The following is a 16,486-nucleotide window of genomic DNA, read 5'->3' as shown; positions in this document are numbered from 1 at the left end:
CGACGTCACCCGCGCTACCGCGGTTGTTCGGCCGAGGCCACCAGGGCCCGCAGCAGGCCCGTCAGGCGGGTCGTGCGCGGCTTCGGCAGCCCCTGGGCCACCGCCGCCGGCAGGGCCTGGTCGACGCCGTGCACCACGGACAGGTGCCGCTCGGCCCGCCCGAACGCCGTGTACACCCAGTCCCGCGACAGGGCCTCCGCCGCGTCGCCCGGCAGGACCACGACCACCGCCGGCCAGCGCACGCCCACGGCCTGGTGCGCGGTCACCGCCCAGCCGTGCCGGACCCGGGACTCCACCTGCTCCTGCGGTACGACGATCCGCTCGCCCGAGGCGTCCAGGTGCAGCCCCTCAGCGTCGGCCGACACCACCCGCGCGGGCAGCGCCCGCCCCGGCGAGGGAACGTGGACCACCCGGTCACCGGGGTCGAAGCCGCGGAAGCGGCCGGGGCCGGGGTTCAGCCGCTCCTTGAGGGCGGTGTTCAGCGCCCTGGTGCCCGCCGAGCCGCCGTGGCCGGGAGTGATGACCTGCACGTCGTCCGCCGGGACGCCGAACGCGCGGGGCACCGACTCGGCCACCAGCTGGACGGTTCGGTGCACGGCCTCCCCGGCGTCGCGCACCGGGACGATGACGACCTCCTTGCCGGGAGCCTCGACCTGGTTCAGCTCCCCGATCCCGATGCCCGAGACCAGCTCGCCGAGCGGGCCGGGGTCCGGGATGCGGGAGACCGACTGCGGGCAGGCACGGGCCGCCAACACATCCGCGAACACCCGCCCCGGCCCGGCCGAGCCGAGGACGGCGGGGTCCCCGGACAGCACCAGTCGGGCGCCGTCCGGCACCGACTCCACCAGCGCGGCGGCGGTCTCCACGTCCAGCTGGGGGGCGTCCAGGACGATGAGCAGGTCCAGCGCGAACTGTCCGTCCGCGTCCCGCCCGGGCCCCTCGGCGCCGGCGAGCAGGCCCGCCACGGTCACGGCGCCCTCGTGCGGCGCGTGGGCGACCAGGTACGCCCGCAGCCCGAATTCCCGGGCGGCCGCGAGCAGGGCCGTCGGTTCGGCGCGAGCCGCCTCGCCACCTGTATGGGTGACCAGGCCGTGGCCGGAGACCGCCCGGATCAGATCGGCGCCCGGTCCGGTGGCGGCCTTCTCCCAATCGGCCGCCCCGCCGAAGGTGTTGGCGAGCCGGGCCAGCCCGTCGGCGAGGCTCTCCTCGGCCAGGGCGCAGCCCTCCAGACCGAAGAGGACGCGCACCGGGGGCTCCTCGCCCTCGGCGTACTCGGTGCCCGGCGGGTCCAACTGCTCGTTGAACACCAGCACCGTGCCGTCCCCGATGGCCTGCTCCAGCGCCTCCCCGGCGTCCGGGACGCCGTACTGGGCCAGCGCCTTCTCCAGGATCGGCGCCTCCAGCGCGGTGTGTCCCTTCAGGGCGGCCTGGTCCAGCAGCCAGCCCACCAGGGCGGCGCTGCGGCGCTCGTCGGCCGGGCCCGCCTCGGGGCCCAGCAGGGCCCGGGCGAATCCGTCCGCCTGGGTGGGACGCACCCCGGCCACCGCCAACAGCAGCCAGGGGTCCTCGGCGAGCCGCTCGGCCGCGCCCTCGCCGAGCACGGCCGCGGCCTGAGCCGCCAAGGCCTCGGGAGCCCCACCGCGCAGCAGGACGGCGCGTACGGCGTCGACGTCGCCGACGGCGACCGCCGCGACGGGCGCGGGCGTGCGGGGCTGCGGGGGAGCGGCGGCCGGAGCGGGGCGCGGCGCGGCCGGGGCGTCGTCGAAGTACACGGGAGCGGGCTGGGCGCCGCTCTCCACGGCCCGTACGGCGGCCAGCAGGTCGGCGGCCGTCCCGCTGAGCTTCGCGCCGGCCTCGATCGGTGCCTCGCGCTCCGCTTTGCGCCGGGCGATCCGCTCGCGCTCGACCTTCTGCGCGGCCAACTCCGCCGCCGCCTCGCTGAGCGCGGGCTTGGCACCCTCCGCGTCGCCGGCGGCCGCGTCCCCGGTTGCCGTCGCGCCCGACCCATCGGCATCGGCATCGTCGTCGGCGGCGTCGGACGCGGCCTCCGGATCGGCGTCGGCATCCTCGGCGGTCGTGTCGGCGGTCGTGTCCGTCACCGTCGGCACCGGGGCGTCGGCCTCCGGCCCGTCGGCATCCTGCTCGGCATCCGGTGCGGCCTCCGTGTCCGACGGGGGCTCGGACGGTGCTTCGGCGGCCTGATCCGTCTCCGGCGGAGCGACGCCGTCGGAGCCGTCCGTGGGCCCGCCCTCCGGGCCGGGGGCGGCCAGTTCATCCGCGGCGGCGGGCTCGGGGGCGTGACGGTCCGTACTCACAGCGTGCTCCAGTCCTGATCGGGGTAGCGGTGCACGGGCGCCGACACGTCGTCCAGCGCACGGCAGATCTCCTCGGGAAGACTAAGGGCCTCCACCGACAGCGCCGCGCCGAGCTGCGCCGCCGTCCGCGCGCCGACGATCGGCGCGACGACTCCCGGCCGGTCCCGGATCCAGGCCAGCGCCACCTGGAGCGGGGTCACCGCCAACCCCTGCGCCGCCGTCGCCACCGCGTCCACGATCCGGCTCGCGGGATCGTCCAGGTACGGGTCCACGAAGGCCGCCAGGGTCTCCGACGCGGCCCGCGAGTCGGCGGGCGTCCCGTCCCGGTACTTGCCCGTCAGCACCCCGCGCCCCAGCGGCGACGAGGGCAGCAGGCCCACGCCCAGGTCCAGTGCCGCCGGCAGCACCTCGCGCTCCACGCCCCGCTGGAGGAGCGAGTACTCCATCTGGGTCGACGCCAGGCGGGTCCGCTGGCCCGGCGCCGCCAGCTGCCAGGTCGCCGCCTTCGCCAACTGCCAGCCGCTGAAGCCGGCCACCCCCGCGTACCGCGCCCGTCCGCTGCTCACGGCCAGGTCCAGGGCCTGGAGGGTCTCCTCCAGCGGGGTTCCCGGGTCGAAGGCGTGCACCTGCCACAGGTCCACGTAGTCGGTGCCCAGGCGGGCCAGCGAATCGTCCAGCGCGGCCAGCAGGTGGCCGCGCGAACAGTCGAAGCGCCGATCCGGGTCCCGTACGGACCCCGACTTGGTCGCGATCACCAGTTCCCGCCGCGGCGCCGCTCCGCCGATCAACTGCCCCAGGAGGTACTCCGCCTCCCCGCCCCCGTACACGTCGGCGGTGTCGACGAAGGTGCCGCCCGCCTCCCAGAAGGTCTTCAACTGCTCGGCCGCGCCCGCCTCGTCGGGTCCTTCGGCGGACCGTCCCCAGGTCAGGGTGCCGAGGCCGATCCGGGAGACGCGCAGTCCGGTGCGGCCGAGATGCCTCTGCTCCATGAGCGCTGAGACTACTGGGGCACTGACGCGGGGCACCGTGGCGCGCTACAGTCCCCCGCAGACCAACGTTACTGATCGGTAAACCGGTAAGGGGACGACACATGCGGCTCGGCATCAATCTCGGTTACTGGGGTGCGGGCATGGACGCCGACAACCTCGCCGTCGCCCAGGAGGCCGACCGCCTCGGGTACGACGTCTGCTGGGCGGCCGAGGCCTACGGCTCGGACGCGGCCACGGTCCTGGCCTGGGTCGCGGCCCAGACGGAGCGGATCGACGTCGGCTCGGCCATCTTCCAGATCCCGGCCCGCCAGCCCGCCATGACGGCCATGACCGCCGCCACCCTGGACTCGCTCACCAAGGGCCGCTTCCGACTCGGCCTCGGGGTCTCCGGACCGCAGGTCTCGGAGGGCTGGTACGGCGTGAAGTTCGACAAGCCGCTCGCCCGGACCCGCGAGTACGTGGAGATCGTCCGCAAGGCGATGAGCCGCGAGCGGCTGAGCTACGAAGGGCAGCACTGGACCCTCCCGCTGCCCGGCGGCCCCGGCAAGCCGATCAAGCTCACCGTGCACCCCGAGCGCGAGCACATCCCGCTCTACATCGCCGCGATCGGTCCGAAGAACCTGGAGCAGACGGGCGAGATCGCCGACGGAGCCCTGCTGATCTTCCCGGCGGCGGAGCACCTGGAGGAGACGGCCCTGCGACACATCCGCGCGGGCCGCGAGAAGGCGGGCCTGACGATGGACGGCTTCGACGTCTGTCCGACCGTGCCACTGGCCATCGGCGCCGACGTGGGCGGGCTCGCGGACATGTTCCGCCCGTACACCGCGCTGTACGTCGGCGGCATGGGCAGCGCCAAGCAGAACTTCTACAACCAGTTGGCCCAGCGCATGGGCTACGAGAAGGAAGCGGCCGAGATCCAGGAGAAGTACCTGGCCGGCGACAAGGCGGGCGCGGCGGCCGCCGTCCCGCACTCGCTGATCGACTCGACCACCCTGCTGGGCTCCGTGGAGCGGATCGCGGACGGGATGCGGGCCTACGCGGAGGCCGGGGTCACGACCCTGACGCTGGCCCCGGCCGGATTCACGCTGGAAGAGCGGATCACCGCCCTGCGCGCCGGCACCGAGGCGCTGGAACTGGCGGGTCTCGCCTGAGGCGAGGAGTCGGAAGTTCTGCGGCCGTGGTGGGGGCTCGGGGGGTCTTCCCCGCCACGGCCGACACCGCCAACAACGCGATCGGCGGGCCCCGGGTTACGCCCTGCGGGCATCGCCTTCGGTTCGTTCATTCGGCCGAGCGGTGCGACGTATCGGTTGCCCGTCCGCTCCATCCGCATTTGACTCGTTACATGCTCTCTGCCCGCAGCCTGTTCCAGGAGATCGTCGACCACGACGACTCCTTCCAGCTGTTCTGCTCCATCGCCGCCAGCGGGGAGTCCCAGGGAGGCTGGGAGAACGCCCGGATCGCGGCCCTCGTGCCGGCCGGCATGCGCGATCTCGCACCCAAGATCACCCGCCACGGCGCCGACGAGGACAAGCACGGTCGGATCTTCCGGGCCCTGCTCCGCAAACGCGGCCTGCCGGCGGTTCCCGTGCCGCCCGAGACCGACTACACGATGCTGCTGGAGCGGCGCGGCATCGGGCTCGCCCACGACAAGCTGCGCCGCGACGAACCGCTGACCGAGGAGGACATCGTCGTCTACCTCGCGCACAGCCGGGTCACCGAACAGCGCGCCGCGGACCAGATGGTGATGTTGGTCAAGTGCTTCGGGGACCACCCCGAGATCGGCAATGCCATCCGCATGATCAGCAACGACGAGGACAACCACCTCGCCTACTGCCACGAGGAACTCCTGAGGCTCGCCCGCGAGGGCCACGCCCGGACCATCCAGCGGACCCTGCGCACCAGCGCGCTCGCCGAGATCGGCGTCTACCGCGACGTGAGCCTCGCCGTGATGGCGCACATGGGGCGGATCCTGCGCTGGCCCGCGCCCAAGTCCGCCGCGCTCGCCGCCGGCATCCGCGGCATGTACGCGTACGAGCGCTTCAGCGGCTGGCACCGCATGATCGACCTGCGCCTGCCCGAACGGCGCGACGCGCTGGGCGGCGAACCCGTCACCGCACCCGAGTTCGCCTGAGCGGCCCGGCGGCGCCCCGCGGGAGACGGCCTACAGCCAGCCGCGGCGCTTGAACATCCGGTGCAGGCCCAGACACAGCACCGTCATGATCACCAGCAGTACCGGATAGCCCCAGCGCTGGTGGAGTTCCCACATGTGGTCGAAGTTCATGCCGTAGACCCCCGCGACCATCGTCGGGACGGCCGCCATCGCCGCCCAGGCGGAGATCTTGCGCATGTCGTCGTTCTGTCGGACACCCATCTGCGCCAGATGCGCCGCCAGCGCGTCCGACAGCAGCCGGTCCAGGCCCTCGATGTACTCGTTCGCCTTCGTCAGGTGGTCGGCGACGTCACGGAAGAAGGGCTGGGCGTGGTCGTGCACGAACGGCACGCTGCCGAAGGCGAGGCGGTCCATCGGCTGGAGCAGCGGACTCGTCGCCCGACGGAACTCCAGCACCTGCCGCTTGAAGCCGTAGATCCGGGCGGCGGTGTTCTTCGTGTCCGTCACGTTCGGCGCGAACACCTCGGCCTCCAGCTCCTCCAGGTCGGACTGGAGCTCGGCCGCCACCTCGATGTAATGGTCCACCACGGCGTCGGACACCGCGTACAACACGGCCGTCGGCCCGTGCTTGAGCACGTCCGGCTCGTGCTCCAGCCGGTGTCGGACGGCGGCCAGCGCGGCGCCCTCGCCGTGCCGGACGGTGACCACGAACGAGTCACCGATGAAGACCATCAACTCGCCGGTGGTCACGGTGTCCGTCGCCTCGTCGTACATCACCGGCTTCAGGACCACGAAGAGCGAGTCGTCGTACACCTCCAGCTTCGGCCGCTGGTGCGCCCCCAGCGCGTCCTCCACCGCCAGGGGATGCAGGCCGAACTCCTGGCTGACGTGCTCGAATTCCTTCTCCGTCGGCTCGTGCATGCCGACCCAGACGAAGGCGTCGCCGCCGGCCCGGGCCTCGTCCAGGGCGTCCGAGAAGTCCTTCGGGGCCTGGGAACGGCGGCCGTCCCGGTACATCGCGCAGTCGACAATCACCCGGGGCATTCTTCCCTGCGCCCAGCCCGCCCGCACACAGGCGGCACCGCTTAGGCTGGGCGCATGGCCACGCTGATCCTCGTACGACACGGGCGGTCCACCGCCAACACCGCAGGCTTGCTCGCCGGATGGACCCCGGGAGTGGCCCTCGACGAACGCGGCGCCGAACAGGCCGCCGCGCTGCCCGGGCGACTCGCGGGCGTGCCCCTCGCGGCCGTCGTCAGCAGCCCGCTCCAGCGCTGCCGGGAAACGCTGGCCCCGCTGCTCGCCGCCCGGCCCGAGCTGACCGAGCACACCGACGACCGGATCGGCGAGTGCCACTACGGCGACTGGTCCGGCCGCAAGCTCTCCGAACTCGCCGACGAACCCCTGATGAAGATCGTCCAGCAGCACCCCTCGGCGGCGTCCTTCCCCGGCGGCGAGTCCATGCGGGCCATGCAGGCCCGCGCCGTGGACGCCGTGCGCGAATGGGACGCGCGGATCGAGGAAGAGCACGGCGGCGACGCCGTCTTCCTCATGTGCTCGCACGGCGACATCATCAAGTCCCTTGTGGCGGACGCCCTCGGCATGCACCTCGACCTCTTCCAGCGGATCCACGTCGACCCCTGCTCGGTCACCGCGATCCGCTACACCACGACCCGACCCTTCGTGTTCCGGCTCGGCGACACCGGCGACTTCGGGTCACTGATCCCGCGCGCGTCCGCCGAAACCCCGCAGGATCCCGAAGCCGACGGGAACGCCGTCGTGGGGGGCGGTGCGGGCGCGGCCTGATCGAACGGCGCAGTAGGGTGGACGGGCCAACACAACCGCACAGCACCGCCCCTCCCCCCGCCGCCGAAACTTGGAGACTGGACGTGCCCCGTCAGGTTTTCCTTTACGACCCGCCGGACCGCTTCGTGGCCGGCACGGTCGGTCTGCCTGGACGTCGTACGTTCTTCCTCCAGGCCTCCTCGGGCCCCCGGGTCACGAGCGTGTCCCTGGAGAAGACGCAGGTCGCGGCCCTGGCCGAGCGGATGGACGAACTGCTGGACGAGGTCGTGCGGCGCACCGGCGGCAACGCCCCCGTCCCCGCCGTCGCCTCCACCGAGTCGCCCGACACCGCACCGCTCGACGTCCCCGTCGAGGAGGAGTTCCGCGTCGGGACCATGGCCCTCGCCTGGGACGGCGAGGAGCAGCGCATGATCGTCGAGGCCCAGGCACTCGTCGAACTCGACGCGGACTCGGAAGAGGATCTCGCCGAGGCGGAGGAGCGCCTGCTCCAGGACGAGGAGAACGGGCCCCCGATGCTCCGCGTCCGCCTTTCCGGCAGCCAGGCGCGGGCCTTCGCCAAACGCGCCCTGGACGTCGTCAACGCGGGCCGCCCGCCGTGCCCGCTGTGCAGCCTGCCGCTCGACCCCGAAGGGCACGTGTGTCCGCGCCAGAACGGCTACCGGCGCCAGGCGTGAGCCCCGTGACCCCGATCGAGGAGCTGCTCACCCGAGGTGAGCTGACCGTCCGCGCCCGCATCGCCGAGGCCTCCAACGCCGTCCTGTACTGCACGATGACGCACGAGGGCGAGAGCGTCGACTGCGTCTACAAGCCGATCAAGGGCGAACGGCCGCTGTGGGACTTCCCCGACGGCAACCTCGCCCAACGCGAGCGCGCCGCCTACCTGGTCTCCGAGGCCACCGGTTGGGGACTCGTGCCGACGACCGTGCTGCGTGACGGCCCTTACGGCGAGGGCATGGTCCAGCACTGGATCGACGCCGGGGAACCACCGGAGGCCGAGCTCCTCGCGCTCGTCGAGGGCGAGGAGGCGGGGGAGGGCTGGAAGCCGGTGGCCTTCGCCGAGGTGGGCGAGGGCCGCACCGCGCTGCTCGTCCACGCCGACGACCCCCGGCTGCGCCGGCTCTCCGTCCTCGACGCCGTGATCAACAACGGCGACCGCAAGGGCGGCCACCTGCTGCCCGCCCCCGACGGGCGGCTCTACGGCATCGACCACGGAGTGACCTTCCACACGGAGGACAAGCTGCGCACCCTGCTGTGGGGGTGGGCGGGGGAGTCGCTGACGGACGAGGCACGGTCCGCGCTGGCCTCCCTGGCCGATCAGCTGGCCGACGGAGGCCCGCTCGCCACCCGGCTGGCCGAACTGATCACCGCCGTCGAGTTGGACGCCGTACGGGCCCGTGTGGCCCATCTGGTGCGCACGGGGACCCATCCGAAGCCGTCCGGGCAGTGGCCCGCGATCCCCTGGCCGCCGGTCTGAACAGGCCGGCGCGACATGCATGGAACCGGCCAGATCGCAAGAGTGTCGATCAAGCCAACAGTGCAGGTCCGGTTCGTTTCCGGAACACCAGTCCGGTTAGTCTCGATGCATGCATGCCTGGCCCGCTTCTGAGGTCCCCGCCCTTCCTGGCAAGGGCCGCGACCTCCAGATCCACGACTCCGCGACCCAAGGGACGATCACCCTCGACCCCGGTCCCGTCGCCCGTATCTACGTCTGCGGCATCACCCCGTACGACGCGACCCACATCGGTCACGCGGCGACCTACAACGCGTTCGACCTCGTCCAGCGCGTGTGGCTCGACAACAAGCGGCAGGTTCACTACGTCCAGAACGTCACCGACGTGGACGACCCGCTGCTGGAGCGGGCGCTGCGGGACGGCCAGGACTGGACCGAGCTCGCCGAACGCGAGACGGCCCTCTTCCGCGAGGACATGACCGCCCTGCGGATGCTGCCGCCCCGGCACTACATCGGCGCCGTCGAGGCCATACCCGGCATCGTGCCGCTGGTCGAACGGCTCCGGGAGGCGGGCGCCGCCTACGAGCTCGACGGCGACATCTACTTCTCCGTGGAGTCCGACCCCCACTTCGGGCAGGTCTCCCACCTCGACGCCGAGGCGATGCGGCTGTTGTCCGCCGAGCGCGGCGGCGACCCCGAGCGCCCCGGCAAGAAGAACCCGCTCGACCCGATGCTGTGGATGGCCGCCCGCCCGGGCGAGCCGAGCTGGGACGGCGGCTCGCTGGGCCGCGGCCGACCCGGCTGGCACATCGAGTGCGTCGCCATCGCCCTCGACCACCTCGGCATGGGCTTCGACATCCAGGGCGGCGGCTCCGACCTGGCCTTCCCGCACCACGAGATGGGCGCCTCGCACGCACAGGCCCTGACGGGCGAGTTCCCGATGGCCAAGGCGTACGTCCACGCCGGCATGGTCGCCCTGGGCGGCGAGAAGATGTCGAAGTCGAAGGGCAACCTGGTCTTCGTCTCCGCGCTGCGCCGCGCCGGCGTCGACCCCGCCGCCATCCGACTCGCGCTGCTGGCCCACCACTACCGGGCCGACTGGGAGTGGACGGACGAGGTCCTCGCCGAGGCGGTCGCCCGCCTCGAACGCTGGCGTGCGGCCGTGTCACGACCCGACGGCATCCCCGCCGACACCCTGGTCGAGGAGGTCCGCGAGGCCCTCGCCGACGACCTGGACGCCCCCGCCGCGCTGGCCGCGGTGGACCGCTGGGTCGAACTCCAGATCGCCGCGTCCGGCGACGACGAATCGGCCCCCGGCCTGGTCTCCCGTACGGTCGACGCCCTGCTGGGCGTGGCCCTGTAGAACGCGGGGGAGCACCGCTCCCCGACAACGAAGCGCGCCCCGGCGGTACCGCCGGGGCGCGCTTCGCTCGTTCACCACACCCCCGGCGACCGGCCGGTCAGGCCTCGGGGGTGTCCTCGTCCGTGTCCGGTGTGTCGGGTGCCTCGGGCGAGCCCGCCGACTCCTCCGGTCCGGGCCTCGGCTTCGGCTGCGGACGACCGCCGCCCGAGAGGTCGCGGAAGTACGAGCCGGAGTCGCCCGCCGTGCCCGGATCGGCCGCCGGGTCACGGCGCCGCAGGTACCGCTCGAACTCCCGGGCGATGGCGTCCCCCGAGGCCTCCGGCAGGTCCGCGGTGTCCCGCGCCTCCTCCAGCGTCTGCACGTACTCGGCCACCTCGCTGTCCTCGGCGGCCAGTTGGTCCACGCCCAGCTGCCAGGCCCGCGCGTCCTCGGGGAGTTCGCCGAGCGGGATCCGAATGTCGATCAGATCCTCCAGCCGGTTCAGCAGCGCCAGCGTCGCCTTCGGGTTCGGCGGCTGCGACACGTAGTGCGGCACCGCCGCCCACAGCGACACCGCCGGCACGCCCGCGTGCGTACAGGCCTCCTGGAGCACGCCCACGATCCCGGTCGGACCCTCGTACTTGGTCTCCTCCAGGTCCATCGTGCGCGCCAGGTCGGCGTCGGACGTCACACCGCTCACCGGGACCGGCCGGGTGTGCGGTGTGTCCCCGAGCAGCGCCCCCAGGATGACGACCATCTCCACGCCCAACTCGTGGGCGAAGCCGAGGATCTCGTTGCAGAACGACCGCCAGCGCATGGACGGTTCGATGCCCCGCACCAACACCAGGTCGCGCGGTTTGGCGCCGCCGATCCTGACCACCGACAGACGCGTCGTCGGCCAGGTGATCTTCCGTACCCCGTTGTCCAGCCAGACCGTCGGCCGGTTGACCTGGAAGTCGTAGTAATCCTCGGCGTCCAGAGCCGCGAAGACCTCGCCCTTCCACTCCCGGTCCAGGTGCGTCACCGCACCGGAGGCGGCGTCACCCGCGTCGTTCCAGCCCTCGAACGCGGCCACCATGACCGGGTCGATCAGCTCGGGCACGCCCTCAAGCTCGATCACCCAGGTCTCCTTCCGAAGTTCCCTTGCGTACGTGGGTCAGCCTAAGCCTTGAAACGACACCAACCACAGCCCACGACAGAGGGGCGGTTCCCCTCGGAACCGCCCCTCTGCCCACCTGCCGAGCAGGCTAAGCCTTGTCGCCCAGCATCTCCTGGACACGGGCGCGCACCGCGTCGTCGTCCAGGCCGCGGACCGTCACCGTGGTACGGCGACGCAGCACGTCGTCGACCGTCTCGGCCCACTCGTTGTCACGGGCGTAGGCGACCTGCGCCCAGATCTCCGGCCCGTCCGGGTGGATGCGCTCGGCGAGCGCCGCGTCCTCGTTCGCCAGCCGCGCGATGTCGAAGGCCAGCGAACCGTAGTGCGAGGCCAGGTGCCGGGCGGTCAGCGGGTCCATGCGCGTCCCGGGCTCCCGGTCCACCAGCAGCCGGTGCGCCACCGCGTTCGGGTTGGCGACACCGGGCAGGGCGATCCGGCGCACGAGCGACTTCAGCGGCTCCATGTCCTCGGTCAGCGGGCTGCCCGGGAGCTTCGCCAGCTTGTCCATCACCACACGGCCGATGTGCCGGTAGGTGGTCCACTTGCCGCCGGCCACCGACAGCATGCCGCCCGCGCCCTCGGAGACCACGGTCTCCCGCTTGGCCTTCTCCACCCCGCCGGGGCCGCCGGGCAGCACCCGCAGGCCCGCGAAGGCGTACGTCATCAGGGAGCGGTCGAGGTCCGCGTCCTTCACCGAGAACGCCGCCTCGTCGAGGATCTGCTGGATGTCGGCCTCGGTGGCGCGCACGTCCGCGGGGTCGCCCTCGTACACCTCGTCGGTGGTGCCGAGCAGCAGCTGGTCCTCCCACGGCAGGGCGAAGGTGATGCGGTACTTGTCGATCGGGGTGGCCATGGCGGCCTTCCAGGGCGACTTGCGCTTCATCACGATGTGCGCGCCCTTGGACAGGCGGATCGACGGCATCGAGTGCTTGTCTTCCATGCGCCGCAGGTGGTCCACCCACGGGCCGGTGGCGTTGAGCACGACGCGCGCGTCGACCCCGAACTCGGTGCCGTCGAGACGGTCCTTGAGCTCGGCGCCGCTGACCCGGCCGCGCGTCATGCGCAGACCGGTGACCTCGGCGTGGTTCAGGACGACCGCGCCCGACTCGACGGCCGCGCGGACCGTCATGACGGCCACGCGGGAGTCGTTCATCTGGTGGTCGTAGTAGACGGCGACGGCCTTCAGGTTGTCCGTCTTCAGACCCGGGTTGTCGGCGACGGCGCGGGCCGGGGATATGACCTTGCCGATGCCGTCACCGAACGCGGAGAGCGCCGAGTACGCGAACACGCCCGCGCCCAGCTTCGCGGCGCCGACCGGGCCGCCCTTGTACACCGGGAGGTAGAACGTGAGCGGGTTGACCAGGTGCGGGGCCACGTCCTTGGCCAGCACCCGGCGCTCGTGGTGGTTCTCGGCGACCAGCTTGACCGCACCGGTCTGCAGGTAGCGCAGGCCGCCGTGCACCAGCTTGGACGAGGCGGAGGAGGTGGCGCCGGCGAAGTCGCCGGCGTCCACCATGGCGACCCGCAGACCCGACTGCGCGGCGTGCCAGGCCACCGAGGTGCCCAGGATTCCACCGCCGATGACCAGCAGGTCGTACGTGGCCTTGGCCAACTGCTCGCGGGTCTCGGCGCGGCTCGGGTTCGAACCGGCGGTCGGGTGCGTACCCAGGGCGGGAACGCTCTGCGGGCTGCTCATATCGCTTGACTCCTACTTACTCGTCGATTGCGCCGGCTGAGCGGTCAGCTGGCGTCTTCGTCGTCGACCCAGCCCATGGACCGCTCGACGGCCTTGAGCCAGCTCTTGTACTCGCGGTCCCGCTGTTCGGCGGGCATCCGCGGGGTCCACTCCGCCGCGCGGCGCCAGTTGGCGCGCAGGGCGTCGGTGTCGGGCCAGAAGCCGACGGCCAGGCCGGCGGCGTAGGCGGCGCCGAGGCAGGTGGTCTCGGCGACCATGGGGCGCACCACCGGTGCGTCCAGGAAGTCCGAGAGCGTCTGCATCAGCAGGTTGTTGGAGGTCATGCCGCCGTCGACCTTGAGGGCGGCGAGCTCGACGCCCGAGTCCTTGGTCATGGCGTCGGTGATCTCACGGGTCTGCCAGGCGGTGGCCTCCAGGACGGCACGGGCGATGTGCGCCTTGGTGACGTACCGGGTGAGGCCGGCGATCACGCCGCGGGCGTCGGAGCGCCAGTACGGGGCGAAGAGGCCGGAGAAGGCGGGCACGAAGTAGGCGCCGCCGTTGTCCTCGACGGAGGAGGCCAGGGTCTCGATCTCCGCGGCGGACTTGATCAGGCCCATCTGGTCGCGCATCCACTGGACGAGCGAGCCGGTGACGGCGATGGAGCCCTCCAGCGCGTAGACCGGCTTCTGGTCGCCGATCCGGTAGCCGACCGTGGTCAGCAGGCCGCTGTAGGAGTTGATGATCTGGTCGCCGGTGTTCATCAGCATGAACGTGCCGGTGCCGTAGGTGGACTTGGCCTCGCCCTCGGCGAAACAGGTCTGCCCGAACAGGGCGGCCTGCTGGTCGCCGAGCGCCGAGGCGACCGGGACGCCGGCGAGGACGCCCTCCTTGACGTGGCCGTAGACCTCGGCGGAGGACTTGATCTCGGGGAGGACGTTGGTCGGGACCCCCATGGACTCCGCGATCTTCGGGTCCCACTCCAGGGAGTGCAGGTTCATCAGCATGGTGCGCGAGGCGTTGGTGACGTCGGTGACGTGCACGCCGCCCTGGGTGCCGCCCGTGAGGTTCCAGATGACCCACGAGTCCATGGTGCCGAAGAGGATGTCGCCGGCCTCGGCGCGCTCGCGCAGGCCCTCGACGTTGTCGAGCAGCCAGCGGACCTTGGGGCCGGCGAAGTACGAGGCGAGCGGGAGGCCCGTCTCGCGGCGGAAGCGGTCCTGGCCGACGTTGCGGCCGAGCTCCTTGCACAGGGAGTCGGTGCGGGTGTCCTGCCAGACCAGCGCGTTGTGCACCGGCTCGCCGGTGTTCTTGTCCCACAGCAGGGTGGTCTCGCGCTGGTTGGTGATGCCGACGGCCTTGACGTCCGCGGCGGTGATCTCGGCCTTGGCGATGGCTCCGGCGACGACCTCCTGGACGTTGGTCCAGATCTCGGCGGCGTCGTGCTCGACCCAGCCCGGCTTCGGGAAGATCTGCTCGTGCTCCTTCTGGTCGACGGCGACGATGCGGCCGTCGCGGTCGAACACGATGCAGCGGGAGGAGGTGGTGCCCTGGTCGATCGCGGCGATGAAGGGGCCGGTGCTGCTGGTCATGGTGGGTGCTCCTGGCAGGTCTCTGGGTTGGCGGAATCAGGGGGCGGTGCGGATCTTGCGATACGTGCCGGTGCTGATCAGGCGAACGCGATGTTGTACAGACCACCGGCGGCGGCGGCACCGACGAGCGGGCCGACGACCGGGATCCAGGAGTATGCCCAGTCGGAGCCGCCCTTGTTGGGAAGCGGCAGCAGGGCGTGGACGATGCGCGGGCCGAGGTCGCGCACCGGGTTGATGGCGTAGCCGGTCGGACCGCCGAGCGAGAGGCCGATGCCGACGACCACGAACGAGGTGATCAGGACGCCGATGACGCCGAGGCCCTTGCCGTCGTCCTGGAGACCCTGGGTCAGGATGGCCAGGACCAGGACGGCGGTGCCGATTATCTCGGTCGCCAGGTTCTGGACGGTGTTGCGGATCTCCGGACCGGTGGAGAAGATCCCGAGGACCGGGCCCGCCACGTCGTGCGGGTGCGGGTCCTCCGGGCCGAGCTTCGCGTCCCGGATGTGCTCCGGGTCCGCCAGGTGCACACGGAACTGGCCGTAGTACGTGACCCACATCAGCACCGCGCCGAGCATCGCGCCCAGGAGCTGGCCGGCGAAGTACACCGGGACGTTGCCCCAGTCGCCGTCCTTGATCGCGAGGCCGACGGTGACCGCCGGGTTGAGGTGGGCGCCGGAGAGGGGCGCGGAGACGTAGGCGGCGATCAGTACGGCGAAACCCCAGCCGAACGTGATGGCGAGCCAACCCGCGTTGCGGGCCTTGGAGCTCTTCAGCGTGACGGCGGCGCAGACGCCGCCACCGAGCAGTGTGAGCAGGGCGGTACCGATGGTCTCGCCGATGAAGATGTCGGAGCTGGACACCCGCGACTCCTTTGTCTTACGTCCAGGGGTACGTGGACACCGGGTCCCTCCGGTGGTCCACGCACTCGGTGAGTGCTGCACCGGTCCTTGGCCTTGTCACACCCTAACGCGTATTGCCGGTAGGTGTTCGACAATGCCGACCGATGAACGGCAGTTTTCCGCCCGGGTGAAGAAGGCGTCAAGGGTTGACCAGGTCAAGAGTCGGATCGTTACCAGTCGGTGCGATCGACCAAATTCAGCCATCTGATGATCGAAAAATGGCGCAAGGCATCCGGATAGCGGAGAAAGCGCCTCCGGATGCGATCAATGCAAGGTCAGAACCGGCCCGCGCCAAGGTCGCGCGAAACCGACCTCGCGCAGTCCCGGACCGACGCGACCAGCGTCGCGAGGGGCTCGCCGGACTCCGCGCAGACCCGCTCCACGGCACCCACGACCGCCACCGCGCCCACCGGCATCCTGCGCCGGTCGTGGATCGGCGCCGCCACCGAGGCGAGACCCTCCCAGGTCTCCTCGACGTCCGAGGCCCAGCCGCGGGCCCGCGTCAGGTCCAGGATCTCCTCGAATCCGGCGCCGTCCGTGACGGTGCGGGGCGTGAACGCCTCCCGCTCGACCTCCACGACCTGCGTGTGCGCCACCGGGTCGTACGCGGACAGCACCTTGCCCAGGGCCGTGGAGTGCAGCGGCTGCATGGCCCCCACCTCCAGCACTTGACGGCTGTCGTCCGGCCGGAACACGTGGTGCATGATCAGCACCCCGCTCTTGTGGAGCACGCCCACGTACACGCTCTCGCCGCTGGCCCGGGCCAGGTCGTCCGTCCAGACCAGGGCGCGGGCGCGCAGCTCGTGCACGTCCAGATAGCTGTTCCCCAGACGGAGCAGCTCGGCGCCCAGCTGGTAGCGGCCCGAGGCGGGGTCCTGCTCCACGAAGCCCTCGGCCTGCAGGGTGCGCAGGATCCCGTGCGCGGTCCCCTTGGCGAGGCCAAGGGAGGTCGCCACGTCCGACAGTCCCAGCCGGCGCTCGCCGCCCGCCAGGAGCCGCAGCATCGCAGCGGCTCGTTCGAGCGACTGGATGTTCCGTGCCATCGCGCAGCCTCCTGCTGACGTAGTTCGACAATGCTGAACAGTATCGGTCGATGCCGACCTCGCGCATGGCCGGGGGAATCTTCAGGACAGCATCGATCCGGACAGC

The 16,486-nt window shown here is 71.8% G+C and carries 14 protein-coding genes; 6 read left to right on the top strand and 8 right to left on the bottom strand.

Annotation, left to right across the window (positions count from 1 at the left end; translation table 11 throughout):
• Nucleotides 1-14: 14 nt before the first annotated feature.
• Both OHA84_RS09240 and OHA84_RS09235 read right to left on the bottom strand, forming a co-directional pair.
• Nucleotides 15-2,315 (bottom strand): ATP-dependent RecD-like DNA helicase, encoded by a 2,301-nt coding sequence (locus OHA84_RS09240; protein ID WP_266972259.1) that lies wholly within the window; start codon nt 2,313-2,315, stop codon nt 15-17.
• Nucleotides 2,312-3,304 (bottom strand): aldo/keto reductase, encoded by a 993-nt coding sequence (locus OHA84_RS09235; RefSeq protein ID WP_266951215.1) that lies wholly within the window; start codon nt 3,302-3,304, stop codon nt 2,312-2,314. Before OHA84_RS09235 ends, OHA84_RS09240 begins: the two co-directional genes overlap by 4 nt.
• Before the next feature lie 101 nt (nt 3,305-3,405).
• Between OHA84_RS09235 and OHA84_RS09230 the strand changes: the two genes are divergently transcribed.
• On the top strand, nt 3,406-4,455 hold the full coding sequence (locus OHA84_RS09230) for an LLM class F420-dependent oxidoreductase (protein ID WP_266951217.1): 1,050 nt from the start codon (nt 3,406-3,408) through the stop codon (nt 4,453-4,455).
• 191 nt (nt 4,456-4,646) lie between these two features.
• Complete coding sequence (locus OHA84_RS09225; protein WP_266951219.1) at nt 4,647-5,435, top strand: ferritin-like domain-containing protein; 789 nt, start codon at nt 4,647-4,649, stop codon at nt 5,433-5,435.
• A gap of 30 nt (nt 5,436-5,465) precedes the next feature.
• Here OHA84_RS09225 and corA read toward each other — a convergent pair whose 3' ends face one another.
• The gene (gene corA / locus OHA84_RS09220; protein ID WP_053678789.1) at nt 5,466-6,458 is read right to left on the bottom strand and encodes a magnesium/cobalt transporter CorA; all 993 of its coding nucleotides are present in this window, start codon (nt 6,456-6,458) and stop codon (nt 5,466-5,468) included.
• A 54-nt stretch (nt 6,459-6,512) separates the two neighbouring features.
• On the opposite strand from corA, the gene OHA84_RS09215 reads away from it, so the two are divergent.
• The 4 genes from OHA84_RS09215 (at nt 6,513) to mshC (ending at nt 10,033) form a co-directional block, all read left to right on the top strand.
• Nucleotides 6,513-7,220 (top strand): histidine phosphatase family protein, encoded by a 708-nt coding sequence (locus OHA84_RS09215; protein WP_053678787.1) that lies wholly within the window; start codon nt 6,513-6,515, stop codon nt 7,218-7,220.
• Between the two features lie 83 nt (nt 7,221-7,303).
• Nucleotides 7,304-7,894, top strand: a complete 591-nt coding sequence (locus OHA84_RS09210) for a DUF3090 domain-containing protein (protein WP_266951224.1) — start codon at nt 7,304-7,306, stop codon at nt 7,892-7,894.
• A 5-nt stretch (nt 7,895-7,899) separates the two neighbouring features.
• Nucleotides 7,900-8,694 (top strand): SCO1664 family protein, encoded by a 795-nt coding sequence (locus OHA84_RS09205; RefSeq protein ID WP_266972263.1) that lies wholly within the window; start codon nt 7,900-7,902, stop codon nt 8,692-8,694.
• Between the two features lie 109 nt (nt 8,695-8,803).
• Entirely contained in the window at nt 8,804-10,033 is a 1,230-nt protein-coding gene (mshC, locus tag OHA84_RS09200) for a cysteine--1-D-myo-inosityl 2-amino-2-deoxy-alpha-D-glucopyranoside ligase (protein ID WP_266951228.1), read from the top strand.
• A gap of 97 nt (nt 10,034-10,130) precedes the next feature.
• On the opposite strand, the gene OHA84_RS09195 is transcribed toward mshC, so the two are convergent.
• From OHA84_RS09195 to OHA84_RS09175, 5 genes are all read right to left on the bottom strand, one after another.
• The gene (locus OHA84_RS09195) at nt 10,131-11,132 is read right to left on the bottom strand and encodes a PAC2 family protein (RefSeq protein ID WP_053678779.1); all 1,002 of its coding nucleotides are present in this window, start codon (nt 11,130-11,132) and stop codon (nt 10,131-10,133) included.
• 127 nt (nt 11,133-11,259) lie between these two features.
• Nucleotides 11,260-12,867, bottom strand: a complete 1,608-nt coding sequence (locus OHA84_RS09190) for a glycerol-3-phosphate dehydrogenase/oxidase (RefSeq protein ID WP_053678777.1) — start codon at nt 12,865-12,867, stop codon at nt 11,260-11,262.
• 44 nt (nt 12,868-12,911) lie between these two features.
• Nucleotides 12,912-14,438, bottom strand: a complete 1,527-nt coding sequence (gene glpK / locus OHA84_RS09185) for a glycerol kinase GlpK (RefSeq protein ID WP_266972266.1) — start codon at nt 14,436-14,438, stop codon at nt 12,912-12,914.
• Between the two features lie 77 nt (nt 14,439-14,515).
• On the bottom strand, nt 14,516-15,298 hold the full coding sequence (locus tag OHA84_RS09180) for an MIP/aquaporin family protein (protein WP_053678773.1): 783 nt from the start codon (nt 15,296-15,298) through the stop codon (nt 14,516-14,518).
• Nucleotides 15,299-15,612: 314 nt separating this feature from the next.
• Nucleotides 15,613-16,380: an IclR family transcriptional regulator gene (locus OHA84_RS09175; RefSeq protein ID WP_053678771.1), complete on the bottom strand. Its 768-nt coding sequence runs from the start codon at nt 16,378-16,380 to the stop codon at nt 15,613-15,615.
• Nucleotides 16,381-16,486: the final 106 nt, after the last annotated feature.

This window comes from Streptomyces sp. NBC_00513 (assembly GCF_041431415.1).
GTDB lineage: Bacteria > Actinomycetota > Actinomycetes > Streptomycetales > Streptomycetaceae > Streptomyces.
The sequence above is the reverse complement of the archived record's forward strand: the minus strand, read 5'-3'. Positions and strand labels throughout refer to the sequence as shown.

Coding starts and splice junctions, on each gene's coding strand:
- OHA84_RS09235 (WP_266951215.1), bottom strand. CDS start 3,304: ATGGAGCAGAGGCATCTCGGCCGCACCGGACTGCGCGTCTCCCGGATC.
- OHA84_RS09230 (WP_266951217.1), top strand. CDS start 3,406: ATGCGGCTCGGCATCAATCTCGGTTACTGGGGTGCGGGCATGGACGCC.
- OHA84_RS09225 (WP_266951219.1), top strand. CDS start 4,647: ATGCTCTCTGCCCGCAGCCTGTTCCAGGAGATCGTCGACCACGACGAC.
- corA (WP_053678789.1), bottom strand. CDS start 6,458: ATGCCCCGGGTGATTGTCGACTGCGCGATGTACCGGGACGGCCGCCGT.
- OHA84_RS09215 (WP_053678787.1), top strand. CDS start 6,513: ATGGCCACGCTGATCCTCGTACGACACGGGCGGTCCACCGCCAACACC.
- mshC (WP_266951228.1), top strand. CDS start 8,804: ATGCATGCCTGGCCCGCTTCTGAGGTCCCCGCCCTTCCTGGCAAGGGC.
- OHA84_RS09190 (WP_053678777.1), bottom strand. CDS start 12,867: ATGAGCAGCCCGCAGAGCGTTCCCGCCCTGGGTACGCACCCGACCGCC.
- glpK (WP_266972266.1), bottom strand. CDS start 14,438: ATGACCAGCAGCACCGGCCCCTTCATCGCCGCGATCGACCAGGGCACC.
- OHA84_RS09175 (WP_053678771.1), bottom strand. CDS start 16,380: ATGGCACGGAACATCCAGTCGCTCGAACGAGCCGCTGCGATGCTGCGG.